Source organism: Clostridium sp. C2-6-12, assembly GCF_009928485.1.
Classification (GTDB): Bacteria; Bacillota; Clostridia; order Clostridiales; family Clostridiaceae; genus Clostridium.
In genome coordinates this window covers 13,992-40,866 of sequence record NZ_JAABNP010000036.1, presented here as the reverse complement: position 1 = coordinate 40,866, position 26,875 = coordinate 13,992, and the positions used below count along the sequence as shown (strand labels likewise).

Genomic DNA, 26,875 nt, shown 5'->3' with positions numbered 1-26,875 from the left:
CTTAAAATTCTTCAAAATATATTTCTATTTAACTTATTTTAGTTCATCATAAAATACTATTACGTTTTATAATCCTAAATGCTCATAGAATCCTTGTGCATTTAAATTTTTATTGCCAGTAATCAATTTTACATTAAATATATTTATTTATTTATAGCAATACTACAGAAATTCTCGTTTATATTATCTAAACAATTTGTATTTTACCATTAAACATAATAATCCACCTTTAACTGTTTTATATGATTATTTACAATGCAAAAATTAAATTTTCTGATTGTCACACCTTAAGAATATTGTTAAGTAAAACAACTTACGATTATGCTTATTTTCTAACCGTCTTGGCGTTGCGACCAGAGAGTTTTAAATGCTGTATGTTTCTGCGGTTCTTCCAATAATTCAATAATTTTATCAGCACATTCTTCTTTAGTGTTTTGGAATGTATCAACAGTTATATCATATATACCATGACTTTCTCCCACAAGCAGATATTCACTCTGTTCGATATTAAGTTCACGTCCCCTGTCACCTCTTTCTTTATGTCTGCGACTCAGTTCTTCTAAAGGGCAAGTTACATGAACATACAATATCGGGTATTCGTGCAACATTTCAATACATTTTTCCATTGTCTCCATTGCTAAAAATAAAGTAGGATGCCCCTTCCATTTCATAAAAGAGGCATCAGCAATCACGTTAACACCTAAGTCTGAATAAAGTTTAATAATATGAGGATATAATGATACTGGATCTTTACCTTCTTGAAAATAGGTCGCAGGGTTATGATTCATATCCGTAAATTTAATAAATGTATCAACATTAAGCCAATGATAAGGTTCAGTTAATCGTAATTGTAACATTTTTGACAACGTTGTCTTTCCTACACTTGAAACTCCATTTAGAAAAATAATTTTACCCTTTTCCACAATTTGCACCTCCGTCAATGTAACTAATTGGTACTACGTAATTTACTATTACGACTCTTAAAAATAATACCAATTAAACTTTTAGGTTATTTATACCAAGTATATATTTCCCATGATTTGTTTTTATGTTCAATTGTTCCCTTAATATCTGCTCGGCTCATGTTTCGCTCAAGATTATTATACATTTCATCCATATTTTCATAATGACCAATAGCATAATAATTTAAACTAATACATTTATTATCTTTGCATATATTAGAAAAGTCTATTAAAAGTCCTTTCTTAGTTAATTCAAGTATTTCATTTTTTATGTCATCAGGCATAGAATATATTTTTCTTCTTTTATTGGTAGAAAAACTATCTATAATTTTATTTGCAATTATATCTTTAAACACTGACATATCTTTGCAATACAATTTACAAAACCATCCATCATCATGAGCCAGATAAACAAAACTATTATTTATTCTGCTAAAAAATGGCGAATTCAAGGGCTTACAAAAATGTGATAAATATAATACTTCTGCCTTCTCTTCAGGAGTGCAGTTATTTAAGTTCATTTCATCATTATAGTCTATCCAATGGAAGTTACCTAACCCATAAATATCTTCTTTTGATAACTCAAAAATATCATTTTTCCCATTGGCAGTCTCCAAGAACCAACTTCTATTAAAATTATTAGTAATATAATTTCCTTCGGTCACCAAAATATTTTCTATAATCATTGGATTATGTTTAATAAATTCTTTAAATTCCATTCCATAATACAGAAAATATTTTTCATTAAAATCTGCATTTAAATAAAATACATCTCTTATTTTTCTCATTAACTTTAACTCTCCTATAACTTCACCATAATTTAATATTAAGCCTCTTAAGAACATTACATAACAAAAATATCACCAATTTACTATAAATAGTATGATATGTCAATCTGCTACTTGATTAATCATTTACTTCTTGAATTAAATTAGGAGCTAAGTTTAATCTTAAGTTATTTACTTGATTTTTGGGAACTGTAACTGTATTTGTACTTTCATCTATTTTCATATCTACCTTTTCAGCTTTTAAAGTATCAACTACAGTTTGTAAATTTGAGTCATTAAGATTAGAAAATAAAATTTCGTATTGGTTAGAATATGAATAAATTCTAATACTTATCACCCCTGTAATAACTACTAAAAAAGTTCCCACAAAAATTTTTATTTTCTTGGTCTTTAATTTAAACTTATCATAAACATTATTGATTTTCTCAAAAAATTTCTTCTCCTTATTTTTACTCTAATTCAATTTGATTAGCAATTAATTACTATTAAAATAAAATATATATTGTAAAAATATATCTATTTATTTTTATTCTTTGATGAAGAATAACTTAAAATTAGTCCACTACCACTTATAATGATAGGTGTTATAGAATATGAAATAGCTTTATAATTATTTCTACATATTATTTCAAATAATAAAATCAAAATTGGAATTATAATACAAATCACCAGTATTATTCTGCAAACCTTAACTTTAATATGAATCATACATATCCTCCTACAATTATCCTTATAGTTTTATCCATCGAAAATCTTTGCCATCTTTAATCATTTTTCTTTTGCTCTTATAAATATTAATACCTAATGATTCTAAACATCCACTTGCAATTACTAAAATAATATAATTAAATATAGTATGTTTTAGCTTTATAATTTCAAATCCTATATAAAAAGTTAAAACAAATGACAAAAATAAAGTTAGAAGATATATTGTATGAAATATTTTATTCCTTTTCATTTTTTATCACCTCAAAATAATTTTCTTTTATATCGAGTTATGTATAAAAATTAATATTTTATATATTAATGGATTTGTTAATACGAAATTAATTTATTTTATTAGTAAAATATCATTTTCCGATGTATTCCATACAAAAAAATTTAATTTATAACACTTATTATAATACCATTTATTTAAAATAAACTCTATATTTACCATTAACTATTTCTGTCTAAAATAATAAACTCTGGATTATTTCCAGAGCTTATCTTATTTATATCAATCTATTTTATTATCTGACTTCTCTTTACCTAATCTAAAGTAGCTTTCTATCGTTTCCAATTCATCACTTTTTCCGCAAAGCTTTAAAATATTATTTTGTTTCTCCACCGTTTCCTGCAAAATTGCTCTAACTTCTGATATTGATAATTCTGTAGCCCATGATATATCCTCTATACTAAGCTTATTTGCCAAACTCTTTACTATGCCATTAAGCCTTTCACTAACTATTTTCTCAGCCCTTTTCTCCACTTCATTATTAATTAAATCAACAATCTGCTTTGTAAATTCATCCATTACTTCATCACTCCTGAATTAGTATTAAGGAATATAAAATAAACCTTACTTCTCCATATAATAATATCAAAACTTAAAAATATTATTTTTATACAACTATTTAGATTTTTCAATTATTTTAACCAAGCTCTCTAATTCTTTATGTATCTTGGATTTCAAATCTATTTTAGTAACTTTTTTAGGGACTGCATTAATTATCTTCTTATTAATATCCTTTTTAATAGCCATATTGATAATACCTTAACCCTTTTTTCTTCTTCATTATTCCTAACATCACCCTATAACCACCTTAACAGCTCCTGCTAATCCATATGAGCTACTTTTTACAATCAAATTTTCTAAATATCTAAGAAAACGCCTATAACTCTCCATCATAATCTTACCTTCCAACATAAAAATCATCATTTCATATTCAACCATTACCCTACGTTCCCGCATGGTACAATATATATTATCATAAACACTAATGCACTGGAAGTTTTCAAACCTCTTCTTCTCTGCAAGTTCAATTATATCATCAGCTTTATTTAATCCTTTAAGGCTATCAATAATTTTATCAGTTCTATCTTTAGATATATTTAAAAGTTCATATTGTTCAACTAAAAACTTAACCAAATCTCCATTTTCTAATACATCATTTCTTAATGAAAATATATATGCACTTTCAAATTCTTCAACATCATATAACTCCAATAATACTTCTTTTGCAAAACCTTCTTTAAGTTCCTCAAAGTTAACTCGGTTCTGTTCCATTTCTATCTTGCTTACCTTAATTCTATGACATATTCCCGCTTGTATGTATTGTCCCATTTATCATCTTCCTTTCTATTATCATTCTATAGTTCTTAAAATATTTAAATTTACTCTTCTTTAAGAAGTTTAAATAATTCACTTTTTGATTCACCTGGTAATATCTCTAATAAATGTTTAAGTCCCATACTATATATAAGACAAATAGCTAATTTATCTCTTTGTATCCCATCTTCCCCTAAAGGAATACCATTCCACAGTTCTAACTTATTTTCATATGGAGTATGTTCGTCCCAAATACCTAAATTAATTTCCTTACATACTTCTTATGGCACTAAATCACTCAATTTCTTCATTTAAATACAACACCTTTCTAAATATTATTTTCATTAATCCTATTCACTCTTAATCCTGCTTATCATTTCCTCTAAACTTGTGGTTTTCTCAAAACGCTCTCTTAAAACCTCATAATCCTTTACATATCTATATTTAAATCAATTTATGTATCTTTCCTCCTGCTACTTAATTCTAATATTAGGTATTCTCTAACATGTTTTGATTACTAAGAATATCCTTTACATTTATTATTTTTATAAGTTCAGCATTATGTGATTTTATCATGTTTTCAAATTCATTCTCATTAAGATTTAATTTCTTAAAAAATGGTTTAACATCTACATACAGATTGGTTTTAGTTTCAATTCTATCACTTAATTCGTTTAGCCATAAATCCACCAAAGATTTCATAGTTTTTTCAAAATACCTTTTAAATATTTCATCAACTTCATTATTAGTATCTATGTTTTTACAAGATTTTAAAATTTCTTTTTTATAAAGCCCTATTTGTTTTATTACATCTCCAACGTTACAAACTCCATAATTAATCAACTCCTCCTTTTCCTCCATGCTTTTGTTTAGATATGTTATTCTTATATTTTGTCTTAATCATCTCATTTGTTTTGACCACACAATAGTAATAAGATTTAATAGCTTCATTATTTGGATTTGATTTTATAACTTCTTTTAACATCTCTATTTCATTATCAAAATCTATTGTATAAATTGGATCGTGGTGTAGAACAATTCGATGGCATTTACTTTCAATATAATCAAATACCATATTGCCTGGATAAGTTTTCGCTAATATTTCAGATTTTTTGAATAACTCATTAATATTCTTCCTTATTTTCTGGTTCATTGTATCAGCTCTACTCATTTTATTCATCTCATTCCATCAAATATCTTAAACCTTATACTTTCAAACTTATACCTATTATGTATAATGTTTACTTTATAACTTTATAAGAATTTACTTAATTATCAACTTTTCTCCCTAACTAAATTATAACAAATATAGTGAAACAGCGGTGTCCAAGATATGCAACGTTCTATATCTGTTATTTACTATATGCAACATATATACATGCTACCTATTCGCAATTCTTCCTATTAGTCAAACCTATTTAGTAAGAAAATTTCGTAACAATTCGTAATAATTTGCATTGCTACTGTATATGATACAAAAATACTTAAAACAAACAGAGGAGTAACAAAAGATGAAAGAAATAATGATAAGCGTTGACACAGGTAAAAGCTACACTAAAGTGCTTACAAAAAATGGAGAAAAAATAGAAAAAGTTCTCTTTAGAACAAAAGTACAGGAAGTTTCAAATTTAGATATAACTTTATCAAGTAATACCCACTTGATCGAATTCCAAGGAAAATCTTATCTAATTGGTGATATGGTATCAGAGAATTCCTGCAACTTCCAGATTTCCAAACATACCATAGATCATCAGTTAAGCATTTACTTAGCAATATGCAAAATAATACAAGCTACTGACGCAATGAAAATGGGATTGCCTAAAATCCATTTAGCTGTAAATACTCCGTTAAATTTATATAAAAACGGTAATTCAAAAACTTCATACCAGTCATTTATCCAGAACAATAGCGAAATCATATCATTGAACGTTAATGGTACAGCATATGCTTTTAGAATAGCTTCTTTAGTTGTTCTACCAGAAGCTATGGGACCGATATATTGTGGTAATAGAATAAATGATTTTAGAGACAAGAAGGTAACAGTTATAGATGTAGGGTCTTTAAACGTAAATTACTGCACATTTAATAGATTAGTACCAGAGCTTTACAGCATGAATATTTCAAACTTAGGCATTAATATTTTAAGGGCTAAAATAGCTGAGAAATTAACAGAAGTCTATGGGACTATTGTAAATGATGATGATGTAGAAGAAATATTTTCAAACGATGGTTTTCTCTATGTTTCAGGAATAAAAAAGGCTGATAGTAAGACAATAATAGAGAATATCATTAGTAAGCATGTAAATGAAATCTTTAACTACGGTAGAAGCAGAGGTTTGACATTCAACAATAGTAACATCGTCTTCTGTGGTGGCGGTTCAGTCCTTTTGAAAGATTATATTCTTTCTCAATATCCACTTGCGATAATCGAAGACCAGTTCGCAAATTGCTTATCCTACTTGAATATTTTAGAGGCTAAACATGAAGACTAAAAAGCTGTCCATCAGCTTTTGTGAACATTATAATGATGTTTATGAATTTCTAAAAACTAAACCTAATATAAGTCTTTACATATGTCAACTGGTGAAAGCTGAAAAGAATAATAAAAATACTTCAAATGCAGAATTAGAGGCTAAAATTGAAGAGATTATAAAGAAAGTGCTTAAAGAAAATAATTATTCATTTGACAGTAATTCACAAACCACTACAAGTCAGAATATCCTAAACTCATTAAGTAACAATGATAAATCTCTTATAAAGAATATATTTTAAGCAATATTAAAAGATGGACATGCTTAATCCACGCCTTGTCCATCTTTTAAATTTATAGAAATATCTTAATTGCCCATCTTCTCACTATAGATATTTTTAATTTCCTGTATTAACTTATCATTTATGTCTTCTTTATGTTTGCAACATACTATGTTTTCATCATTATTTTTATATGGCCCTACAGTAATATATCCTTGCTTCAATCTTATTGTTGCAATGTTATCCTTAGATTTTGGATTTGCTTGATACATCTCTCTAACTTTAAAAACTAAAACAGGTTCATTTCTTTTTATTATCTCATAATCTATATCTCCTAATTTTTCAATTAAATCTTTTAGTAATTCTTGAACCTTATAATCTAAGTCCTTATAAATTTCGCTTTCAATAAATTCAGTTATCTTCAAATTAATACGCCTCCATGTTATTAACAGCGCGGCCGCAACAACGTTAACTCATTACATTATAATATATTTCAAGTTTTTTTAATTCTGATATAACATCCTTTCCAAGTTGTCTTGTATTTTTATTATTTCCTGTTCCTAAATCCAAATTAACATTTAAATTTTTCACTTCAATTATTTTTCTTAGCAAAGGCTTAGCAACCTCATATTCTTGGTTTTCAAGATTAAATACCCTTATAGTACCACTCTCATACATTTCAATAACATAATTAGCATTATCAATATTAATTTCAATTGATTCTCTTATGTTATCTTCACTCTCATCCTTACTACCCAATTTCTTCGTCATAGTTACAGTTGTAGTTTCTATTATGTGTCTTACAAATGCTTTTAGTGTATGTCTTATATATTCATTAATAGGATCAATTTCTGCATTAGCTTCATCCTTTAATAAATCAGTAATAATTTTACTTATACAATTATCATTTTCATTATACCAATTTATCCAGACTTTCTTGTTCGGTCCAAGTAATTCTTGATTTAATTCATTATATTCTTTTTCATATTTTTCAGTGGCAAATCCTGGTGTCAAAAATATCATTAGTATTTCTATATTTTCATCATCTTGGACATCATTCTTAATCCCTTCAAACTCTTCCTTGAATTGTGTAACATCAACAGATTGATGTTTAACTTTATTTTCAATACAAATCCTCTTAACTTCCTTAAATTCATTTTCATTAATATTCTGGGTAAATTGTTTTATGTATACCCTAAGCTCAATATCTATTATTCTTTTTCTCCCATTACCAATTTGATATGGTGACTCTAATAATACATCTATTTTTATATTTTTATCATTTATTAAATTATTAAAATCTACAATATTACTTGATTTTTCTGATATAAGCATTAAAAATCTTTTTAGAAAAACATTACCTAAACCATGAGTTTGACTATCTGAAAGCAAAAAAGCTAACATTGCACTCATATTCTCCTCATTTATACTACCTTTTCCTTGACTAAGTACATTAAAAATATTCATATTCGTCTCCTACTACTGATATTATGTTAAAGTTAAAATTTCAATGTCTATATAACAGTTCTTAAATACTAATGTAATCTTCATAATATTAATAGCCTCTTAATTAAGAATAATTTCCTTATTATAACACCTACTAATATCACTAATATCTCCTATATTTATTACTGTTTCTCCTTCAATTGATTTTTTAGATAATATTATTCTAAATTCATTTTGATTAATAAAATAATCATCTTTCCAAAATAACATTGAATCATAATAATTTTGGTAATCATTTATGCAATTCTGATCTGGATTTTTAGGATTATAATATTTAACTTTATTGGTCACACATTTAATGTTATATTCTTTAAGCTTCATTTCAAGGCGTTTAATAAATTGTGGTTTATAAATTACTAATGCAGTATCTCCCCAATTTGCAAATTCTTGTTTTTCCTTATCATTGAAATCAATTATATCAGGTGTTATGTCATTTGAATTTTTAGCTTTTAATCTTTCTTCATCTACATTATAAAAACATCCTACCAAATTTCTTTCATACTCAGAATAACTTATAGAACAGCTTAATACTTTAGATTGATGTGTTTCTTCTAAACTTATAATTCCTCCTGGACAAGTCATATGTAATTTTCCTTCATATTTATCTCCTTGTCCCTTTTTCTTATACTTCTCTTCTAATTCCCTATAATATTTCATTGGTTGCATAAATATATCACCTGATTGTAACTTTTCTACATTTTCCTTCGCTCCAAATTTGATTAAATATTCCATACTACACTCTCACTTTTCATTTTTTTGATTAATTATTTGGATATATGTGAGACCAAAATATTCTTTAATCTGACATAAATAATTGCATACCTTAGTTTTATTGTTTAATATTTTAAAAATATTTCTTTCCATGTATCTTTCTCCATAAAAATCATAGTAGGCATTTTGCCACTCATACCAAAATAAAATACTTTGTATAATTTACTTATAAGTTAATTAAAGAAAAGAAGTAATAAAAATGAATAAAAAATTTAAAGAATTAGGTCTTGATTTATCAAAAACAGTAGCAGTAGAGGCCGTTCCAATAATACTGAATTATATAAATAATAAATATAATATTAAAGAAATAGAATCTAAAAATGAAGATAATTTGTAAAGAGCAGGGGTTTAATGCCCCTGCTATAAATCCATTCTAACTCCATAATTTTTTAGCCATTCTTTTCTCATTTCATAATCTGTAAGTACATAAGCTACAAATTCCCAGAACTCTTTTGAGTGGTCTTTTTGATACATATACTATAATCAAGACCATTTGATTTATCCATAATACATCGCTAATCAAGTAACATTCATGCTTTTATTTAATTATTAGATTATAATAACACTAAAGAGATTATTGTGATACCTTTTGGGAAAATTGTCATTAATTATATAATTATATTAATAAGTTTCTCTTATGATAAAGGGCTAATTACTATAGGTACATTAGTATTAGGTACAGGCAGTGATTGTACTGGGGCGTTATCATTAGTTGCTGGTATTGTCACCCTTGTTCTTTCATCATTTGTAAGCTCTTTAATATCTGGAATATCTCCCATTTCAGTGGATTTAATTATTATTCTACTGGACTTATCTTTAATATTACTAAAATCTCTGTTAGCCAACTCAATAGATAGTAAAGCAACACAACTAATACAAGCCATAAATATAATATACTTTTTACAGTGCTTTAACATCAAAATCCCCCTCCTTTTATTTATGTATATTATGTCTCTTCGCCATAATTAACTATTACGTCTCTTATGGTAACAGTGAATTAATTTGGCTAATGTTTAAATAAATAATGCAAAAATAGACTTGCCACTGCTAACTTATATTTTTTCTCACAGGAAACAGAATTAGTATCATTCATAAAACTTAGCAAATCAGTTAGTTCAATTCCTGAATATATAGCCAAGGTTTCATAGCTAATATCAAACTCACATATTAGCAAATTTATTACTGCTTTAACTCGCTCATCTTCATTTACCCTTTTTATCCCTTCAGATAACATGAAAATCATGTTGCATAAATGCGGAGGGTTTGGAATATTAGAACTTTTCAAACTCTCTTCATTATTCTCACCAGAATTTACTATATTATTAAAGAAATCATATAATTTATTTTTTCCATCCATATAATCTTTCAACCAAACATAATCGACTCCTATCATCTTACTCAAAGATTTGAGTTCAATTTTATAATTTTCGAGCAAATTTTCTATATCTTTTCTTATAACATCTTCAGTTTGATTGAAGTTTGTAGAAACGATAGTCTTAATTGAATTAATCTCCATCTATAATCTCCTTTTATAATACTTATAGTTTATTTTTCGTACTTAAATACTATTACATCTCTAAAGGACGGATACCCATGACTTTAATTCGTGCAATTTACATTTTATAAATAATAGTCTAATAGGAGAGTTTTCACATAACAATATTCTCCTTTTCAAGTTATAAGATGGTTCTTTATTTATTGTAGTTCTTGTTGAGTCTGCTACATCCATCAATAATCCTCTTTTCACAAAAACTTTACTTTCATAATAAACTCTTTGTAATTAAATTTTATACTTAAAGCATTTTTAGCTCATATCCCTTATTTTTCATATAATGGCCTTTAATAATTGCAACTTTAATCAACTGCTCCAAGAATTTTTCTGGGGTTGTATCAATAAAATAATTATTTTCAACATTATATTTGCCGAAGTATACTGTGTTTAGCTTTCTTATTTCAACACCTTCTCTTTCAACATCAGCTACTAACATATCTCTATATCTTTGTCTGTCATCTTTAGTCATGTCTCTACTGGAAAGTTTAAGTTGTATCTCTAAGTCTATCTCTTCATCTGAATATCCTGTACTTAAATTAACTGATGTCAGCATACCAATATTATTATAAACAAATACTCTGTAATACCCTGCACCATTTTTATACAATTGAATAGAAATTGGTATGCTTAATCTGTCTCTTTTTATTGTAAACTCTAATTCCTTACCGAAAAAGTTAGTCTCAGCCAAATTTCCATGTTGATTATTTATACTGTATTTATGCGCCTTTTCTATTATGAATTTATTTTCATTAATAAATATATATTTTAAATGTACTGACAAAATTTTTTGAGCAAAATTTATTATTACCTTTTTCTTCATATAAAATTTCTCCTTAATTCAGCCACTTATTTATTCATATAATTTCAAATGGTTTTTCATTATATTTTCATAATTTTTGATATAAGTTTTAATCATTTCTTTTGTGTTATTAAAGAATTCTTTTTTATCTACTAAAAATGTCCAATAAAATTCTTCATAGCTTTCGCTTTTGATATTATCATCATTATTTTGAGGCATTAAATTCAATTCTCTATACTTTTCAATAAACTTTATCAATAATTTTTCATTAGCCGAATAATACTCTATAGCCACAAAATTTGTATGTTCTTCATCAAAAATAGATTCACAAATTCCTATAGATACAGCATTATTCGAGAATAACCATTTATTAACAAATAAATGGTTTAATGTTGGAAAATACTCACCAGATGGTTTCTTATATTCAATCCATCCGTCAAGTAAATTTTCTTTGCATAAAACCTCTTTTATATCATTGTAAACTCTCTTTACCAATTCATCCCTATCTATATTGAATGGTATATCTTTAATATCAAAATCCTTTTTAAAATCTTCTAAATTTCTCTTCTTTTCAGGTATCAAAATTTCTTTAACAATTTTGTTATATTCGTAAATTTCTATTCCAGATAAATTACAAGCAAGTCTTGCTTCGGCAGAGCAATTTGGCACTACAAGTATCATTATCGGTGAATAAATTTTATCAGCAAAAATATCTTTTAATACTGAATTTTCATTTGTAGATTCACTAATAATTCTTGCTTTATACTCTAATATTTGTCCTATATTTTCTCTATAAAAGGGTACTGCTTTAAATTCAATAATTATAGGTCTACCAGTCATTCTATCTCTTAATATAAGATCTGCTCTTTTATTATCCGAAAGTATATACTCCATACCTTTATTTTTTAATCCTGAGACTATTTCATAATCTATATTTAAAAGCCAAGGATAATCTGCAATTAACTCCTGAACTTGTTTTTCACTTAAACTCAAAACATCATTTCCCATATAATATCCTCTATTCTTACATTTATTATCTTATTTAATTATATATTATACTATCTGATATTTAAAATGGCATATCTCTACAATTATCATCAATATCAATGTTGTCTTCTCTTTTAAACATTTTTTCTTCAATCGCTTTAATAAAACCTATTATACTTGTTATATTTCTAAAAACTAACATACTTTCATCATAGTTTAATATTGAATTATCATGTGCAAAACTTTTATTGTTTCTTACATAATTAAACTTATCAAGCAATGAAATTGAAAATTTTAAGATTGTTTCTGTCATTTCTGTCTCTATCAATTCTTTATCTTTTAGAAATTTTATATACTTTCCATAACAGCTATTTAGTGGCTCATTCTTATTATATGTAATACCGTGTTTGTCACAAATATTTCTTATATATTTCACAGAATAAGTATGAAGTCTATCCAATGCTAATTCTGGTTCATTATTTTCTATAGTATCTCTAATGTTTTTAGATAGTAATTCAAAATCTTCGTCTATAAAGTCATTACTTAAAATCACGTCTATATGCTCTTTTACGTCATTTTTAATTAATTTATCTGCAATTTCATATCCTTCTTGAAATAATCTCTTTTCTTTATCATTTAATCCTTCATCATTCATTTCCTTAATTTCTTTCCAATAATCCAATAATGCTCTGATTAACTTACTTACCAAATAATTGGTTTCATTTTTCCAAAATGACTTAAGCCTATTAGCTTTTGAGTTTCCCATATCACTATAACAATCATTATATATGTCTCTATTTACATTTGAATTCACAAAATCTTGAAATGAATTATTGCTAAAATCTAAAACATACCCGCCTCCCATTTCTAAGAGTCTTTCAAGTTTTATCTTATCAACACTTGTTAAATCAGCCATATAACATCCCTCTTTAATTCTTATTAATTAGTAAATTAATTTATAAAATATTTAATTCTCATATTTATCAGATATTCTTTTCACAAATATATCAAGAAAATACTTTGCCAAGTTACTTAACTTATTATTTTTCTTTAAGATACTCGCTATTAAAGGGCTAATTTTATAATAGATACTTATAAAAATTCTACCTGAAAAACACCTATTTAATTCTTTATCTCGATATTTTCTTAACAACTGTACTTCTGGCGATTCATAACTTTTATATACAACAGTCGCAATAAAACAACCTGATTTTCTATTTTGTTGAATAGTAGGTTTAAATTCAAGCGAAATCTTATTATCCTGTAGTGTATTTTTAGAATATTTTATTGCCTCATTTAATTCTTTTTTATTTATTTTTTGAATACCTATCATAGATGATATTCCAGGAAAATTTGTATTTCCCCAGCTTCCAATCCATTCTCCATCATAATACATCCAAGTATTATAATCACTTGATACATAGCCCCATTCCTTATCTTTAACTGGATTTATTATATCTGGAAGTTTTTCAAATGCTTTTTCTAATTTTGTTTTGTCAAACAAAGGGCAATAACTTAATTTTTCAATAGTCTCAGTCTTTATATTGTTTAAATCTGATTTATCAAAAATCCAATCACCTGAATCGGTACTAATATAACCATGCTCAACCCATCTCTCGGTATTAATAGTTACATTTTTACATCCATAAGTGTTTTTTTCATTATCATATAGTCCCATTTTACAATAATCACTTGGAGCATTTATATTATTCTTTTCTCTAAAACACCATAAAGCATTTCTTAATTCTGTTGATTTAACTACCTTGCCATCTATCTCTATTCTTTGACTTTTCCAACCACTTGTAAAATCTAACATCTTATATAAATTCTCAATATCATTAACATCAAATATCGCTTCATATATCTGTTCTTTACCATCACCTTTAGTAGAAAATGTTGGTTGCTTTTGTATAAACTCTATTGCGTCATTTCTCTTCTTACTTGTTGAATTTCCAAATGATATAGTTATGAATTTTTTATTGCCATTCTCTTTCTTTTTCATATTAGCAATTTGTTTATCTGTATGATTAATTAAACAAAGTTGAACCTTTATATCCAATGAATTAAGAAAACTAATCCATTCTTTTTGTTGCTCAGATAATTTATCTTTTTCACTTTTTACTTCTGACAAAAAAAATTCCTTATCATTATATACAATAAGATCTGGCAATCCTGCTCTATTTTCAGTAATATTCTTAATAATCCTTTCCAATATATTTAATACTTTTTCCGTTGTTAGCATATTGAAAACGATTTTAAGTTCATTTAATGAAAACTTATTCCAATTCTCAATCATTCTAAAATATTTGCCATAATTTTTCTTATACGATTTCTCTAATTCTTTTTGAATATCAGAACATTTTAATTCCTTTATTCTATTATTTATTAAAGCTTCTCGATTTCTATAAAAATCTGGTGTAAAATAATCTGCTGGCATACCATTAGTTTCAATAAAAATTTTAAACATTTCATCATATTGTGGTGACCCCACATATATTCTTTCTCCAAACTTATCTGCATTAATTATTACAGCTCCATTTACTTTAGCAAAAATTACATCCCAGAAAAGCAAACCTAATAAAAACCACCAATAACCATTTTCGCTCCATATTCCCTTATATCCTGCTTCATTGTAATAATGTATAGCTGTTTCTTCTGCAAAAAGCTCTCTATCTTCAACGCTATATTTAACTTTACTTTTACCTTGGCTATCAACTTTTTTATATGAAATATTTATGTAATCCATAGTCTCCTCCATTATTTTCAAATCATAATATATTTATTTCTTTTATTACTAATAATATAGTTCTATTTTGATTATAATTACCTAATAACGACTTCTCTATAATCTTTAATTCTATCAAGATATATGTTTTATGTAGAACATTTTTTACTTATTTATATATTTTACCACAATTTTGTATATCATGGATAAACATAGCAATATTTAAACTTAGAAAAACAAAAGCTCTATAAATAAAATTTTATTTATAAAGCTTTTCTTCTTAGCAATTATTTCTCTTCACCATAAAACACTACTATACATCATATATTCTATATTATTTTGTAGTTGTCTACAGATTGTATATAAGTGGATGTTAGAAAAGCATTAATGTGTGCATTAACAATAAGTACAAACCGTTTCAAATCATCTACCTGCATAGGTATTATAATTACTTGTTCTGGCTTATTTCCATACTTAGGTATTATCAAACCTGTATCGCTTTCCTCTCCACTCCCTACTTCTGCCTTTAATACAAATGGTGCTTTAATACCTGGAACAATTTTTAACTGTCTTGATAAAGCTTTCCCCTCTGGAATAGCATACATTTCTGTGAGAGATTTTAGACCCTTGGCTTTTCTTTTTGCGTCCGATTTCTTTAAATTTTCAGCATTTAATCCCCCCATATCTGTATATATATCAAGCTCTTTTGGATATACAGTTTTCCCTAATTTATCACTTTCTTGTTTTGCTCTGTTTCTCTCAATATCTGCTAATTTTGCAACTCTCCCGTTTAGCACATCATTAGTAAATACAAAGAATTTCCCAATATCCATAAATAAGTCAATTTCTTTAGTAAGTCTATTTCCTTTTTCCTTATTTTCATCATATTCCCTGAAATTTATTTGAACTTTACCAATTCCAAAAGAACTATTCATAACTTCTAAAAAACCATTTTTTTTGTCTATTTTTATTATTTGTCTTATATCATTATATTTCTTCATAACCTACTTCTCCTTAATTCTATATAATTACTTTGCTGATACTTATGTGTCAGCAAAGTAACACAATCATGTATTATTTGCAAATATTGTTTATTTAAACAATTCCACTTATTATTCTTGCAATGCACATACAAAATGCTCCTCTTATTATTCGTGTCTCCATATCAACATCAATTTTTAACAACTTATCAATATCGTAAGTATGATTAACAAAAACTTCTTCCTCCTCAATTATGATAGAATATTCATTCTTATTAATTTCATATGTATTGTTTATTGAATATTGGTATTTTAATAGACTTGAAATATGTTTAAGCTTCTCACAAGCCAAATCTTCCTTTAATTTTATTCTTTCATTTAATTCAGTAATCCTCTTCATATATACATCTCCTTCTTATATTCATTAAGTATTAATCCATTTTTCTCATTATGCACTCTTTAATAGTTCCTTGTTCAAGAAAAACAATAATGTTTGCTATACTTTCAAAGCACTTTAGCATAGTCCCTTCACTATCTTGAATTTAATTTTATTTATATTAAAATCCAAATTCTATATTCTCTTTAATTAGTTCCATTAATCCCTTATTTGTTGTATCATTACAAACATATACTGCTAACAATTCATATGCTTCTTCTAAGCACATGCTATATACCTTATCATTATTGTGGTCAATCAAGAAATGTTGCTTTAAAGCCTCTATTTCTATAATTTCATTTGAATCTACTAACTTATATCCATTAACTTCAAGTAATATTCTTCTTCCATTTTTATTTTTACTTTCATATACTTTTTTATCTATAACTGTCATAGTAACTCTCTCCTTGACTAACATTAGTTATTGAATTTTTATTTCTTTTAAACTATAATTACATTGATTTTATTTTTTTTACTGAGGAACACTGCAAATGCTCCTCAATGTTTGTCCATATATTAACTTGGTTTAGGCTATAGCAATGTATAAGTTCTTATATGGGCAATAGTTTTTAATAGTATTAACATCAATTATTTCTTCATCACATACCAGTGCATGATTTTGCCAAAATTCCAACCATTCTGTTAATTCTTCCTTTGATGTTATATTTAAATCATCTGGCTCTTTAAAACTCTCATTTCCGCAGAACATACTTACCAATTAACCATTTCCTATCTATATAGGTTTAACTAAGTAATAATTACCTAAATATTCTCTTATGCCTATAGCTTCACATTCTTCAAAGTCATCTTCATCATCTGGATTAACTGGACTTGTAAGCCATACTACTTCTGCCTTATATCCATTCTCTATTAGCTCAATTACCTCTTCAACAGCTTTTTCACTTGGATTATCTTGCTCTCCCCATGCTGAATTATCATCTATATCTACTTCAAAATTAGGCATTTCTTTATTAGCTCTCTCAATTGCATATTTAGAATCTACATCATATCCTAATTTGACAATATTCTTTAGATATTGGCTTCCATATTCATTTATCCAATTACTTCTTTCATCTACATAAGCTTTAAGCTTTTCTTCTTGCTCTTCCTTTATTTTTTGCTCTTTCAATTTTCTTTTTTCATTATACTCACGTTGTTCTTGTTCCCGAATCCTGCATTCTTCTTCTCTTCTTATGTTTACTTCCTGCATTTTCTTCTTTCTTTCATTTCTATATAATTTATATTCTACTTCTAAAATCTTTAACTTCTCTCTTCTATTTTCTTCCCAATTTAAAAGTTCATTAAGTTCTGATATTTTGTCAAAGTGTTTTTTTTCTGTTTTTTCCATCAAATATTTTCCGTATTCATCGCTTATTGCTTCATAATCTACAATTATGTCTTCTAACGATTTACCAGATGATGATTTTTTGAATCCAATATTTAATTCTACATTTCCATCAGTATCAACATTAGCAATCTTTAAAATTCTCTCAGAAACTTCAACTTCAATTTCTTGAACTTCTCGTCCATTTCCACCTAAAAGTATGCTGTTTTTTCTTCCTTCTTCACTCAAAAGATATTTTATTATTACTTTTTTTATTTTATCCATTATTAGTTCCTCCATTTTCTCTTTCGTATTATTCTTTACCAACCCATCCACCACAATTTCATAGTTTTAGTTATTAATTTATTGCCTTAATTCCTAATGCACCTGTATCTCTTCCTTAGTGATTAAATTGTATACTTCTTCTTTAAGATTTAATGACATTATTTCGTTGTAGTCGTATGATTCTAAGCAATAAACTTCTCCACAATCACTACATTTCAATAATATTACATATTCTTTAGTTACTTCATTTGTTGCAGGTAAATTGTGTATTCCTACCTTACTCAACATCACAGAAAGTTTTTTCAATTTTTCAATCCCTATTTTATTTATAATTTCATTCATTTTTACATTATTATTTTTCATATTATCTCCTTTATTAATTATCATTTAGTCAACGTCTTATGCTTTTCGTTGACTGGTGTATCTTAATTATAGTGGTCGTTCATATTTTTGTCAACTATAATTTAAAGAAATTCCTTCCCATTGCATATAGTCAACACAGTATCTATAAAAAATGACACAACCTATTTAGTTGTATCATCAATTAAACTATCCGCTAACTTTCTCCTACTTTTTCTATATTCATCTAACTCACTCAATATTTTTTTCAGCACATACATTGTATTTTCTTCATCTGTTGTTCCAAATTCAAAAACATTTTTTACAATATTGATTAATATGTCAGTTTCCAGAGATGTTAATGGTTTATTGTATTCCTTATTTCCTAACCTAACGGGCGCTTCAAAATCATTAATCCTGATCATTCTCTCAATACTCTCAAACTTATTGTTTTGAGGCAAAACATCTTCATACCCAAAACTTTTAAATACTTCATAGACATCGAGGCTGAACTCTTTCATAAGTAAATATATCATATATAGAGATAGGTTATTTCTTCCTTCATTTTCTATTCTGTTTAAGTAAGACGCTGTAATCTGTGCTTTTTCTTCCTCTACTTCTTTTCCGTCTTTTATCACTATTTCTTTTTTACTTAGGTCTTTCTCTACATCCTTTAAAGACTTGCCCAACTTTATGCGTTCCCTTTGTATTATCTTACCGAAGGATAAGTTAATACTATTATCTATATCTTCTATTTTATCATTTTTCACTATTTACTTCACTTCCTTTACAATAAAATAATAACATTTTCATTACATTTTGTCAATACGATACACTTTTCATAAACCACAGGAAATCATGTCGTTTTAAACATATTCTCTAAAACACTTTTATGCTGTTGCCTTATCAATTTCAAGCATATTTTAAATTTAAATACCATTAACAATTTTATTAATTTATTATTATTTTACATATTTTTTAACATCATTTTATTATACGCTTTATTTTTTAACAATTCATCAAAAAACATAAGATTTATTGTTGTTTAATAGATAACTTCATATCAAAATTTATTACTGTTGTGTACTTGTAATATTTATACCGCAAAAAATCAAAAAATCACTTTCCAAGCCTTGATTTATCTTAATTTCTTGTCGTTATCTTTTAAACTTCAATATAGAAATGCTGATAATGATGTACTCCCTGCAGTAAAAAAAGTAGGTAAAATCCCTACTTACTCTATGCCACAGCAACTTTCTTAATATACACTATAATTAATTTTTTAATTTCTTCAAGCATTAAATCCAAAAGTCTATGTTCCTCTTCTGAAATATATTTCTTAATTTTCATTATATCCAACCATGTTTGAACCTCAACTGCTGACCCAAAAGATACAGAGTAAAAGTTCGCTTCAACAAGTTTATATCCCAACTGTCCTCTGGCATTACCTTCTGACAAATTAGCAATAATACTCTCGGCCGCTCTCTGCGTTTGAGAAAAAACCGAATACTGCTCATAAAAGGGGAGTTTTTTCAATACAGAATATAATCTTGTGTAAAATTCAAGCATTTTCTGATAAGCTTTTAATGTTCTACTATCATTTAATCCATCAACCATTTCCTGTATTTTGCTTATATCTAACTTATCTCCAACTTCAACTTTCTTCATTTGTGTATTCTCCTTTGTTCTTAATTGTTTTCTGTATGTTCTCAATAACTTTATAATTTCCTCAATTATTCCAGTACAGTCATTAAAATCTTCTGATTGCAATTCTTCCAATAACTTTAACAGACTATATGCCTGTCCTATAGAAACTTTGTAATGAAAGTCTCTTCTTTGGTCTGAAAGAATACTACTAATTGCTAATGCAATTTCTGTAGCCACTTTGGTTGTGCTTTTTAGTAAATGTGCCTTCTCTTTGGTATCACATACTCCAATCACTGTATTCACGTTCTTAATTAAATCCAGAGCCTTTTCATAGGCAAACTTTTTCCTAAAATCCTCAAAATAGATTTTGTCATATTTATTCATTTATTTTCTCCTCTTTTGTTCTATGTACTTTCTTTTTAATTCCTATCTATGCAATTTTATCAAGGTTCTCCTTAATCCTAACTTCTATCATCTCATTCAAATTTGAATTCTTAATTGACTGTGGATTCTTTATTGCTGTATCAAAGGTTTCCTTGTTTCCAATTAGAATTACACGTTTCTCTGCCCTTGAACAACCAGTATATAATAGATTAGCGTTTAGAATACTTTTATATTCTTTTAATATAGGAATTATAACGATAGGAAACTGGCTTCCTTGGCTTTTGTGGATCGTCATAGCGTAACATGCTTCTAATTCAGATATATCTCCGTCTATATATTCAACAACCTTATTAGAATTGAATCTGGCTATAACTCGTTTTGCATTTCCATCATCTTCATTCCTAATAATGATACCTGTCTCCCCATTAAAAATAGTGCGGTTATACTGATTAACATTTTGCATTACCCTATCTCCTGCGACCAAATTATATATTGCTCTTTTAGGGTTTGGATTAAATTTCTCTTGAATGGTTTTATTTAATATATAAGTGCCACCTTTTCCACTCTTGATAGAGCTAAGTATCTGTATATCATTTAAGGTATAACCTTCCTTAATCAACTTACTTACTTCATCTTCAATTTTATTCTGAATGTCACTATCTCTATCTATTTCCACAAATTCAAATTCACCTTTCTTGCACTTTAAGCCACTCTTATCTGAGAATCCAGTATATTCAGACATCTTTTTAATATTATTTAATGTAACCGAATTTCCATCCTGCCTTAATATCTTTGTTAAATGTTCACCTTTAATTTCAGAACTATTCGATATATCTGAAAATACTTGTCCTATTCCAGAAGCAATTTGATTTTGGTCTCCTACAAGTAGAATTTTTGTATCTTCCTTTAATCTACTAAAAACAGCATACATTAACGGCATACTTATTAATGTACTTTCATCCATTATTAGATAATCAATATCTAAAACTTTTTCTGGAATTTGTCCACTTTTGCCTATTCCAAGTAGCCTATGAATAGTTTTAGCTTCTAAACCTTCTGGAAGTATTTCATTAATCCTGCTAACAGCTCTACCAGTAAATGCTACTACCTCAATCTTTTCTTCCTCATATATATGCTTTATACAACTTACAATTGCTGTTAATGTACTCGTCTTACCCGTACCTGGAAATCCGCTTAATATTGATATATTGTCTACAACAGCATTTTTTATAGCTTTAATTTGGTCTTTAGTCGGCTCATGATTCGATTGCGAGTAAATTTTTATAAACTCCTCAGTTTTTCTCAATATTTCTTTACTTACCGCTGTTTTATTAATTATCTTTCTTGAAATAATTTCTGCTATTCCTGTTTCACAATCATATAATTCACTAAGATATGTACATTCAATGTTATCTGCATTGCAATATGTTTTAATTTCCTTATCATATTCCAAATCATTAATAGCCTTAGCAATTAACTCTTTTTCTATATTACGTTTGCCAGAATATCCTCCAAATTTGTTCATATACTCACTTAGATTTTCTATCAGTTCCTCTTTAGACGTAAACACATGACCATTGTGATCAGCATTATATTTCAGATACTCTAAGATTCCACATTTCGCTCTTGCTTCGCTGTTATAATTAACCCCTAAACTTTTGGCTAACTTATCTACTGTCTTTAGATTAACTTGAAAATCAAGCAATATGTAAGGAGTTCTATTTATTGTTTCAATAGAATTTTCACCTAAACTTTCATATATCTTCTCTGCTAATGAAGCTTTAATATTATTAGCACTTAAATATTCCTTTATCCCTAATATCTCCATGTACGCTTTAACTTTCTTAGAAATATATTCTGCTTTCTCTTCATCAAATCCAATTGAATCAACCAATATTCCCTTATTGCCTAACATTTCTAAAGACTGCTCTTCAAATGCTTTAGCAATATTTTCATAGTCCTCTTTAGTGATTTTCTTGTCATTAACAAGATCCTCTTTTACAAAAGTGCCTATATTATCTACTTCCTTGATTTCCTTAACTCTAAACTCTTTCGCTTTAACTTCTAAAATAACCAAAGCTTCATATTCTTGGTTTATAACCAGATTGACGTAGTTATAAACAATATCAATGCTTCTATTGTTCTCTTCTTTAATTCTAACAACAGCTCTGCAAATATCTCTTGCTTCATTTTCATATTTAATTCCTATTACTGTAAATCTTATCTTTTGTTTAATCATTTCTTCAATCTCCTCTATGCATTTAGCTCTGATGGATAAATTGTGTAGTAGACTACATTTCCTTTAACAAAGTAGTTTGAAGAATATCCTCTCTGAAATACTGCTTCATTCTTGTTTACAAATCTGATCACACTATCAACATCATCATATTTCACATAATTCCAGAACCCAAAAAGTTCTTTTATCTCTTCAATACTAAAAGCATTGAATGTTGGATTTTCAATACATATAGCTTTTTTATCTGAATTAGATACTGCGAATATTACCCTTTTCACCATAGTTATTTCATTTTCCAAGCTCTCCCGCAATTCTAATTGTTTATATAAATTCATATAGGCTTCATACTTTTTTACAGCAGTTACATATTTTTGAGTAATCTTAAATATTTCTCTGCCAGTTGACTCAAAACTCTTACCTAATCCATCAATAGTTATCCTATGTTTAAGTCTCTTGATTATATCTGCTATTCCATCTAACTCTTTTTCCATACTTCCTATGTACTGCCTTAATGCTAAATAATTATCTTCATCCTTGAACTCTATCCCATAGGCTTCCATAAATATATGCGTAAGCAAATCCTTCTGTGCTTTATATTTATTTAGATTTTTCATTAACACATCAATATGTATTCTGTATATTCTATCGTTCATATTTTCAACTAACTCTTCAATTGTTTTCATCATTGGCATCAACTCCTTGTAGATATAATACAGAAAATGTAATATCTTTTATATAGTTAAACGGTCGAATAAGGTTGTACTATCTAATCGTAGTAATTAAGCCCCTTTAGGTCAATTCAACCCAAAAGAAATAGGACTTCTTATGAAGTCCCTCTAAATTTATCCTTTAATCTCATATCTTTATCCTATTTCCTCTACCTTGTAATAATTCCCAAAGACACTTTTATATATTTCCTCACCAAATATAACTTTACATTTCTCCCCAGTAAACTTAGTAGGCTTTACTTTAGCTTCTTTAAGTTTTCTGACCCTGTTTTGGGCTTCAAGCAAAACCGATTCTGTATATTGAGGAACTATATAATAATTCTCTTTTCTGTTATATCCAAAAGTCTTATGCCTGTGATTCTTAGGTAGTTCTTGAAATGGAATTTTATATAATAATCCAAATAAGCAGAAAAGCGTTAGCTTTGGATTCACTGTACCTTTGCCATATTTAATCTTATTATCTTTTTGTCCTATACTTACAGCTTTATTGCCAATAAATTCATTAGAAAATGTGAAAATATTCTCTCCCTTATAACTATTAGACGAATAGTTAATATACTTTTTGCCTTCTATATTTACTATTTCTAATAACTCTGAGTGATATTTCAGGCAATCATGTAATACTGGATAACTCTGTTCTAATAGGCAGGTTTCCTGTAATATCTTTAAGTTACTCTCATATTTATGTGATTGCTCTATTTCATATTCAATTTGAATGTTTAATAGTTCACATAACTGCTTAATTGCCGAATATTGATTTTCACATTTATTACAAATTTCATATATCTCAATAATGTCAAAGTACATGTCATAGCTGTGATCATCTAAATCAGAATTGCTCTTTAGAAAATAGCTTTGCCTTCCAGTATCACTATCTTTTGCAATATATCCTAACAATTTTGCTGAATAAATAGATAATCGGTACATCCACATTCCTAATCCTTTATTTTCTTCTATGGAATAATTAATCTTTATAAATCCATCCTTCTTATTGATAATATTTGACATAGAAATTTCTGCTTCTTCTTGTGTATCTTCTATACCTTCATAATATGCTTCCTTAAAGAACAGTTCTGATTCAAAGACTTCTGTATATTGGTTATCAATTCCAAACAGTAACCTCATATCAACTTTTTCCTTTAAAACTTTAACTGCTTCCTCTGTAGTTTTCACATTAATATTAAGTACCAATTGTGATTTTATATATTCTAAATTCTTAATTAAATACATCTTGTATTGGTTTGTGTTTGCAACAACTGTCTTTACCCTATCAATATATTGCTTTTTAATATTATAAAGTTTACTGTTAGCTTCCTCTAATAATTCAGTATCATTTATATCTACTGCATAATCTTTTTCTCCACTTAAACTTATCATCTTATCCTTAGTAATCATAGGATTTCCTCCATTTTACAATTTCTCATTTGCAGGGGTCGAACTAATAACATAAATAGTTTTCAAATCTTTTAACAACTAAATCTCAATATCTTTAAATTGAAACTACCATATGCGTAAGCATATTCTTCACACTAATATTGATTTATGAGTTGAATTAATTTGATTATAAAATTATGAGAGAAATGTATCTATACTTTAGAGGTTCTATACTGTTCGAGTAATACTTAAATTAAGTAATAACTAAAGTATAAGTTGATTAAGAACTACATAAGTAGTTCCAATGTTAATTGGCTTTTTATTATTAATCTCCTACGATTTATTTATAATTTAAAATTATTTCATACTCCAAATATAAGGTTGAAATATTAATAATTCTTCACATCTCTAATTGGAGTTTTATTAAGATTAGGACTTCTAAATTAAATGCAAAAATGCAAATGGGAATAAAAAAGAAATTCATTTAAGCAAAAGCACTTTTATACCTTATAAATAATTTATGCGCTTTAGCTTTTTACTTAAGTTCACTTTAATATATACCTGCTTACACTTATTAATGTATTTTTGTCCACTTATAATAAATTCTTATAGTCTTTAAATACCAGAATAAGTTTATATTCAAGCAAAACATATTCCAATTTATTTAATGCAAATACCTATTACGCTATAAGAATAAAAACCCATTACTTTCTTTTAATAAGCATGGGCGTTTGTTAATTATTCTATTATTTATTTTTTCCATTTGCTATTTGCTTCTTCTTTAGCAAAAGTTCATTGAAGTCTTTAACATCTAATTTTATAAGCTCTTCTCTATTATCTATAACCTGATACGCTGAGTACATGGATTTAATATTGCTTACACAATGACTACCTGCTACATCATTGTCTGATGATACAATAATGGTATCAATCCCCGTGTAAGTATCTAAATAGTTTTTAATCATTTTAATTTTTTCGCAACCACCGATAGATAATAGCAAGCAGTTTTCTAAATTGCCTTTATTCAACTGAAAATATGACAACAAATCAATTGCGGCCTCAAAGATCAGTATACCTTGTGGTTCAGTTCCAACTTTGATTGTAAATCCATAATTTTCGTTAGAATTCCTTACTGTTCCTTTGAATCGCTTATATGTATTTGTTCCTGTTAGATCAGCACCTTTTATTTTGCCACTACTGTCCTTGTGGTGAAAAACAACATTATGTTTATCATCTTCACTTATGCTTCCATTTCCTATAAGTTCATTTACAATTTTTGAGTCAATGCCTCTTGTCTTAACCAAATATGCGTAAACCCTTTTAGTATTATCTGAATATTTAATATCTATATGAACATTTTCACTTTTCTCTTTAAGCTGTGGAATATAGTAAGCTATATCCTCACATTCATCTGCTAAATACTTAATCGCTTCTTTGTAGTCATTATTGGTTATATTTTCTCTAACCCATGTAATAATGTCTCCCTCTTGGTCTCTACTAAACCAAAAATATATAGGATCTTTATATTTATAAGTTACCGTCAAAGTATTATCTTGTATACATCGGTAATGGTTTTTACTTTCCATAATAAATGTATACCCCTGCCTTTCTATGAATGTTTTCAAATCAACCCTTTTAGCTTTTTCTCGTAAACTCATATCGTTTCTCCTTTATCATTTGTATTTTTTATATATTACCAATTACCAATAAAGGTTTAAATGGTTTCGAGGTTCTATCAGGTTCGAGTATAATCAAATAAGCTTTTGACTTATGTTACAACCCTTGTCTGTATTTAATACACCAATGGTTATATCATCATACTATAGTTACTCCTATGCACAATTATTGCTATTTTATGTTTCTACATTGACAACCTATGCTATAAATTCATCTGTGTTTGTAAATCTCTTGTAATAAATTGTGACTACTCCATATTAATAGCCACAATAATATTAATCAACTTATTCCTTTCTCATATACTCTGTATAAT

35 protein-coding genes are annotated in these 26,875 nt (G+C 27.3%); 3 read left to right on the top strand and 32 right to left on the bottom strand.

The features are described from left to right. Nucleotides 1-332: 332 nt before the first annotated feature. The 10 genes from GXK56_RS22610 to GXK56_RS22570 all read right to left on the bottom strand — a co-directional run bounded on the left by GXK56_RS22610 (nt 333) and on the right by GXK56_RS22570 (nt 5,241). Nucleotides 333-923 (bottom strand): AAA family ATPase, encoded by a 591-nt coding sequence (locus tag GXK56_RS22610; RefSeq protein ID WP_160691697.1) that lies wholly within the window; start codon nt 921-923, stop codon nt 333-335. A gap of 86 nt (nt 924-1,009) precedes the next feature. Next, a complete protein-coding gene (locus GXK56_RS22605) occupies nt 1,010-1,750 on the bottom strand; it encodes a hypothetical protein (RefSeq protein WP_160691696.1) in 741 nt (246 codons plus the stop codon). A gap of 118 nt (nt 1,751-1,868) precedes the next feature. Next, complete coding sequence (locus tag GXK56_RS22600; protein WP_207710284.1) at nt 1,869-2,117, bottom strand: hypothetical protein; 249 nt, start codon at nt 2,115-2,117, stop codon at nt 1,869-1,871. 149 nt (nt 2,118-2,266) lie between these two features. Continuing rightward, nucleotides 2,267-2,458, bottom strand: a complete 192-nt coding sequence (locus GXK56_RS22595; RefSeq protein WP_160691692.1) for a hypothetical protein — start codon at nt 2,456-2,458, stop codon at nt 2,267-2,269. A 22-nt stretch (nt 2,459-2,480) separates the two neighbouring features. Continuing rightward, nucleotides 2,481-2,708, bottom strand: a complete 228-nt coding sequence (locus GXK56_RS22590; protein WP_160691690.1) for a hypothetical protein — start codon at nt 2,706-2,708, stop codon at nt 2,481-2,483. Between the two features lie 261 nt (nt 2,709-2,969). Then, nucleotides 2,970-3,266, bottom strand: coding sequence for a hypothetical protein (locus GXK56_RS22585; protein ID WP_160691689.1), 297 nt, complete (start codon nt 3,264-3,266; stop codon nt 2,970-2,972). A gap of 96 nt (nt 3,267-3,362) precedes the next feature. Further along, entirely contained in the window at nt 3,363-3,494 is a 132-nt protein-coding gene (locus GXK56_RS28640) for a hypothetical protein (RefSeq protein WP_279283262.1), read from the bottom strand. Between the two features lie 45 nt (nt 3,495-3,539). Further along, entirely contained in the window at nt 3,540-4,076 is a 537-nt protein-coding gene (locus GXK56_RS22580; protein ID WP_160691688.1) for a hypothetical protein, read from the bottom strand. Between the two features lie 474 nt (nt 4,077-4,550). Next, nucleotides 4,551-4,904, bottom strand: coding sequence for a hypothetical protein (locus GXK56_RS22575; RefSeq protein ID WP_160691687.1), 354 nt, complete (start codon nt 4,902-4,904; stop codon nt 4,551-4,553). After that, nucleotides 4,897-5,241, bottom strand: coding sequence for a hypothetical protein (locus tag GXK56_RS22570; protein ID WP_207710283.1), 345 nt, complete (start codon nt 5,239-5,241; stop codon nt 4,897-4,899). The genes GXK56_RS22575 and GXK56_RS22570 overlap by 8 nt, the downstream gene beginning before the upstream one ends. 331 nt (nt 5,242-5,572) lie before the next feature. Between GXK56_RS22570 and GXK56_RS22565 the strand changes: the two genes are divergently transcribed. Both GXK56_RS22565 and GXK56_RS22560 read left to right on the top strand, forming a co-directional pair. Further along, complete coding sequence (locus tag GXK56_RS22565) at nt 5,573-6,553, top strand: ParM/StbA family protein (protein WP_160691685.1); 981 nt, start codon at nt 5,573-5,575, stop codon at nt 6,551-6,553. After that, nucleotides 6,543-6,833: a hypothetical protein gene (locus tag GXK56_RS22560; RefSeq protein ID WP_160691684.1), complete on the top strand. Its 291-nt coding sequence runs from the start codon at nt 6,543-6,545 to the stop codon at nt 6,831-6,833. The genes GXK56_RS22565 and GXK56_RS22560 overlap by 11 nt, the downstream gene beginning before the upstream one ends. 65 nt (nt 6,834-6,898) lie before the next feature. On the opposite strand, the gene GXK56_RS22555 is transcribed toward GXK56_RS22560, so the two are convergent. The 3 genes from GXK56_RS22555 to GXK56_RS22545 all read right to left on the bottom strand — a co-directional run bounded on the left by GXK56_RS22555 (nt 6,899) and on the right by GXK56_RS22545 (nt 9,050). Beyond that, nucleotides 6,899-7,237, bottom strand: coding sequence for a hypothetical protein (locus GXK56_RS22555; protein ID WP_160691683.1), 339 nt, complete (start codon nt 7,235-7,237; stop codon nt 6,899-6,901). 43 nt (nt 7,238-7,280) lie between these two features. Further along, complete coding sequence (locus tag GXK56_RS22550; protein ID WP_160691682.1) at nt 7,281-8,279, bottom strand: PD-(D/E)XK nuclease family protein; 999 nt, start codon at nt 8,277-8,279, stop codon at nt 7,281-7,283. 99 nt (nt 8,280-8,378) lie between these two features. After that, nucleotides 8,379-9,050, bottom strand: a complete 672-nt coding sequence (locus tag GXK56_RS22545) for a hypothetical protein (RefSeq protein WP_160691681.1) — start codon at nt 9,048-9,050, stop codon at nt 8,379-8,381. A gap of 238 nt (nt 9,051-9,288) precedes the next feature. Between GXK56_RS22545 and GXK56_RS22540 the strand changes: the two genes are divergently transcribed. Then, entirely contained in the window at nt 9,289-9,426 is a 138-nt protein-coding gene (locus GXK56_RS22540; RefSeq protein ID WP_160691679.1) for a hypothetical protein, read from the top strand. 23 nt (nt 9,427-9,449) lie between these two features. Here the strand turns inward: GXK56_RS22540 and GXK56_RS22535 are convergent, their stop codons facing one another. The 19 genes from GXK56_RS22535 to GXK56_RS22445 form a co-directional block, all read right to left on the bottom strand. Continuing rightward, on the bottom strand, nt 9,450-9,563 hold the full coding sequence (locus GXK56_RS22535; protein ID WP_160691677.1) for a DUF45 domain-containing protein: 114 nt from the start codon (nt 9,561-9,563) through the stop codon (nt 9,450-9,452). Between the two features lie 161 nt (nt 9,564-9,724). Next, complete coding sequence (locus tag GXK56_RS22530; protein ID WP_160691675.1) at nt 9,725-10,006, bottom strand: hypothetical protein; 282 nt, start codon at nt 10,004-10,006, stop codon at nt 9,725-9,727. A gap of 89 nt (nt 10,007-10,095) precedes the next feature. After that, entirely contained in the window at nt 10,096-10,605 is a 510-nt protein-coding gene (locus GXK56_RS22525) for an HTH domain-containing protein (protein WP_160691673.1), read from the bottom strand. A gap of 277 nt (nt 10,606-10,882) precedes the next feature. Further along, entirely contained in the window at nt 10,883-11,461 is a 579-nt protein-coding gene (locus GXK56_RS22520; protein WP_160691671.1) for a hypothetical protein, read from the bottom strand. Between the two features lie 30 nt (nt 11,462-11,491). Further along, complete coding sequence (locus GXK56_RS22515) at nt 11,492-12,448, bottom strand: hypothetical protein (protein WP_160691669.1); 957 nt, start codon at nt 12,446-12,448, stop codon at nt 11,492-11,494. Nucleotides 12,449-12,509: 61 nt separating this feature from the next. After that, entirely contained in the window at nt 12,510-13,343 is an 834-nt protein-coding gene (locus GXK56_RS22510; protein ID WP_160691667.1) for an abortive infection family protein, read from the bottom strand. Nucleotides 13,344-13,394: 51 nt separating this feature from the next. Then, entirely contained in the window at nt 13,395-15,173 is a 1,779-nt protein-coding gene (locus tag GXK56_RS22505) for a CFI-box-CTERM domain-containing protein (protein ID WP_160691665.1), read from the bottom strand. Between the two features lie 308 nt (nt 15,174-15,481). Next, nucleotides 15,482-16,153, bottom strand: coding sequence for a hypothetical protein (locus GXK56_RS22500; RefSeq protein ID WP_160691663.1), 672 nt, complete (start codon nt 16,151-16,153; stop codon nt 15,482-15,484). 94 nt (nt 16,154-16,247) lie between these two features. After that, on the bottom strand, nt 16,248-16,532 hold the full coding sequence (locus GXK56_RS22495; protein WP_160691661.1) for a hypothetical protein: 285 nt from the start codon (nt 16,530-16,532) through the stop codon (nt 16,248-16,250). A gap of 157 nt (nt 16,533-16,689) precedes the next feature. Further along, complete coding sequence (locus GXK56_RS22490; protein ID WP_160691659.1) at nt 16,690-16,962, bottom strand: hypothetical protein; 273 nt, start codon at nt 16,960-16,962, stop codon at nt 16,690-16,692. Nucleotides 16,963-17,094: 132 nt separating this feature from the next. Next, complete coding sequence (locus GXK56_RS22485) at nt 17,095-17,286, bottom strand: hypothetical protein (protein WP_160691657.1); 192 nt, start codon at nt 17,284-17,286, stop codon at nt 17,095-17,097. A gap of 15 nt (nt 17,287-17,301) precedes the next feature. Next, entirely contained in the window at nt 17,302-18,177 is an 876-nt protein-coding gene (locus tag GXK56_RS22480) for a hypothetical protein (protein WP_160691655.1), read from the bottom strand. Nucleotides 18,178-18,270: 93 nt separating this feature from the next. Further along, complete coding sequence (locus tag GXK56_RS22475; protein WP_160691653.1) at nt 18,271-18,564, bottom strand: hypothetical protein; 294 nt, start codon at nt 18,562-18,564, stop codon at nt 18,271-18,273. 137 nt (nt 18,565-18,701) lie between these two features. Next, nucleotides 18,702-19,286 (bottom strand): hypothetical protein, encoded by a 585-nt coding sequence (locus tag GXK56_RS22470; RefSeq protein WP_160691651.1) that lies wholly within the window; start codon nt 19,284-19,286, stop codon nt 18,702-18,704. Nucleotides 19,287-19,755: 469 nt separating this feature from the next. Then, entirely contained in the window at nt 19,756-20,547 is a 792-nt protein-coding gene (locus GXK56_RS22465; RefSeq protein WP_160691649.1) for a four helix bundle protein, read from the bottom strand. 46 nt (nt 20,548-20,593) lie between these two features. Then, nucleotides 20,594-22,786 (bottom strand): AAA family ATPase, encoded by a 2,193-nt coding sequence (locus GXK56_RS22460; protein ID WP_160691647.1) that lies wholly within the window; start codon nt 22,784-22,786, stop codon nt 20,594-20,596. A 14-nt stretch (nt 22,787-22,800) separates the two neighbouring features. After that, nucleotides 22,801-23,469 carry a hypothetical protein gene (locus GXK56_RS22455; RefSeq protein WP_160691645.1) on the bottom strand — a complete coding sequence of 223 codons (669 nt, stop codon included), beginning with the start codon at nt 23,467-23,469 and terminating at the stop codon, nt 22,801-22,803. 177 nt (nt 23,470-23,646) lie between these two features. Beyond that, a complete protein-coding gene (locus GXK56_RS22450; protein WP_160691644.1) occupies nt 23,647-24,906 on the bottom strand; it encodes a hypothetical protein in 1,260 nt (419 codons plus the stop codon). Nucleotides 24,907-25,631: 725 nt separating this feature from the next. Further along, nucleotides 25,632-26,543 (bottom strand): DUF3991 and TOPRIM domain-containing protein, encoded by a 912-nt coding sequence (locus tag GXK56_RS22445; RefSeq protein ID WP_160691642.1) that lies wholly within the window; start codon nt 26,541-26,543, stop codon nt 25,632-25,634. Nucleotides 26,544-26,875 lie beyond the last annotated feature (332 nt).

What these genes read in the sequence shown, in the direction of transcription:
- GXK56_RS22605 (WP_160691696.1), bottom strand. Translation starts at nt 1,750, where the DNA reads ATGAGAAAAATAAGAGATGTATTTTATTTAAATGCAGATTTTAATGAA.
- GXK56_RS22595 (WP_160691692.1), bottom strand. Translation starts at nt 2,458, where the DNA reads ATGATTCATATTAAAGTTAAGGTTTGCAGAATAATACTGGTGATTTGT.
- GXK56_RS22590 (WP_160691690.1), bottom strand. Translation starts at nt 2,708, where the DNA reads ATGAAAAGGAATAAAATATTTCATACAATATATCTTCTAACTTTATTT.
- GXK56_RS22585 (WP_160691689.1), bottom strand. Translation starts at nt 3,266, where the DNA reads ATGGATGAATTTACAAAGCAGATTGTTGATTTAATTAATAATGAAGTG.
- GXK56_RS28640 (WP_279283262.1), bottom strand. Translation starts at nt 3,494, where the DNA reads ATGGCTATTAAAAAGGATATTAATAAGAAGATAATTAATGCAGTCCCT.
- GXK56_RS22580 (WP_160691688.1), bottom strand. Translation starts at nt 4,076, where the DNA reads ATGGGACAATACATACAAGCGGGAATATGTCATAGAATTAAGGTAAGC.
- GXK56_RS22570 (WP_207710283.1), bottom strand. Translation starts at nt 5,241, where the DNA reads ATGAATAAAATGAGTAGAGCTGATACAATGAACCAGAAAATAAGGAAG.
- GXK56_RS22565 (WP_160691685.1), top strand. Translation starts at nt 5,573, where the DNA reads ATGAAAGAAATAATGATAAGCGTTGACACAGGTAAAAGCTACACTAAA.
- GXK56_RS22560 (WP_160691684.1), top strand. Translation starts at nt 6,543, where the DNA reads ATGAAGACTAAAAAGCTGTCCATCAGCTTTTGTGAACATTATAATGAT.
- GXK56_RS22550 (WP_160691682.1), bottom strand. Translation starts at nt 8,279, where the DNA reads ATGAATATTTTTAATGTACTTAGTCAAGGAAAAGGTAGTATAAATGAG.
- GXK56_RS22545 (WP_160691681.1), bottom strand. Translation starts at nt 9,050, where the DNA reads ATGGAATATTTAATCAAATTTGGAGCGAAGGAAAATGTAGAAAAGTTA.
- GXK56_RS22540 (WP_160691679.1), top strand. Translation starts at nt 9,289, where the DNA reads ATGAATAAAAAATTTAAAGAATTAGGTCTTGATTTATCAAAAACAGTA.
- GXK56_RS22535 (WP_160691677.1), bottom strand. Translation starts at nt 9,563, where the DNA reads ATGTATCAAAAAGACCACTCAAAAGAGTTCTGGGAATTTGTAGCTTAT.
- GXK56_RS22530 (WP_160691675.1), bottom strand. Translation starts at nt 10,006, where the DNA reads ATGTTAAAGCACTGTAAAAAGTATATTATATTTATGGCTTGTATTAGT.
- GXK56_RS22525 (WP_160691673.1), bottom strand. Translation starts at nt 10,605, where the DNA reads ATGGAGATTAATTCAATTAAGACTATCGTTTCTACAAACTTCAATCAA.
- GXK56_RS22520 (WP_160691671.1), bottom strand. Translation starts at nt 11,461, where the DNA reads ATGAAGAAAAAGGTAATAATAAATTTTGCTCAAAAAATTTTGTCAGTA.
- GXK56_RS22515 (WP_160691669.1), bottom strand. Translation starts at nt 12,448, where the DNA reads ATGGGAAATGATGTTTTGAGTTTAAGTGAAAAACAAGTTCAGGAGTTA.
- GXK56_RS22510 (WP_160691667.1), bottom strand. Translation starts at nt 13,343, where the DNA reads ATGGCTGATTTAACAAGTGTTGATAAGATAAAACTTGAAAGACTCTTA.
- GXK56_RS22505 (WP_160691665.1), bottom strand. Translation starts at nt 15,173, where the DNA reads ATGGATTACATAAATATTTCATATAAAAAAGTTGATAGCCAAGGTAAA.
- GXK56_RS22500 (WP_160691663.1), bottom strand. Translation starts at nt 16,153, where the DNA reads ATGAAGAAATATAATGATATAAGACAAATAATAAAAATAGACAAAAAA.
- GXK56_RS22495 (WP_160691661.1), bottom strand. Translation starts at nt 16,532, where the DNA reads ATGAAGAGGATTACTGAATTAAATGAAAGAATAAAATTAAAGGAAGAT.
- GXK56_RS22490 (WP_160691659.1), bottom strand. Translation starts at nt 16,962, where the DNA reads ATGACAGTTATAGATAAAAAAGTATATGAAAGTAAAAATAAAAATGGA.
- GXK56_RS22480 (WP_160691655.1), bottom strand. Translation starts at nt 18,177, where the DNA reads ATGGATAAAATAAAAAAAGTAATAATAAAATATCTTTTGAGTGAAGAA.
- GXK56_RS22475 (WP_160691653.1), bottom strand. Translation starts at nt 18,564, where the DNA reads ATGATAATTAATAAAGGAGATAATATGAAAAATAATAATGTAAAAATG.
- GXK56_RS22465 (WP_160691649.1), bottom strand. Translation starts at nt 20,547, where the DNA reads ATGAATAAATATGACAAAATCTATTTTGAGGATTTTAGGAAAAAGTTT.
- GXK56_RS22460 (WP_160691647.1), bottom strand. Translation starts at nt 22,786, where the DNA reads ATGATTAAACAAAAGATAAGATTTACAGTAATAGGAATTAAATATGAA.
- GXK56_RS22455 (WP_160691645.1), bottom strand. Translation starts at nt 23,469, where the DNA reads ATGATGAAAACAATTGAAGAGTTAGTTGAAAATATGAACGATAGAATA.
- GXK56_RS22450 (WP_160691644.1), bottom strand. Translation starts at nt 24,906, where the DNA reads ATGATTACTAAGGATAAGATGATAAGTTTAAGTGGAGAAAAAGATTAT.
- GXK56_RS22445 (WP_160691642.1), bottom strand. Translation starts at nt 26,543, where the DNA reads ATGAGTTTACGAGAAAAAGCTAAAAGGGTTGATTTGAAAACATTCATA.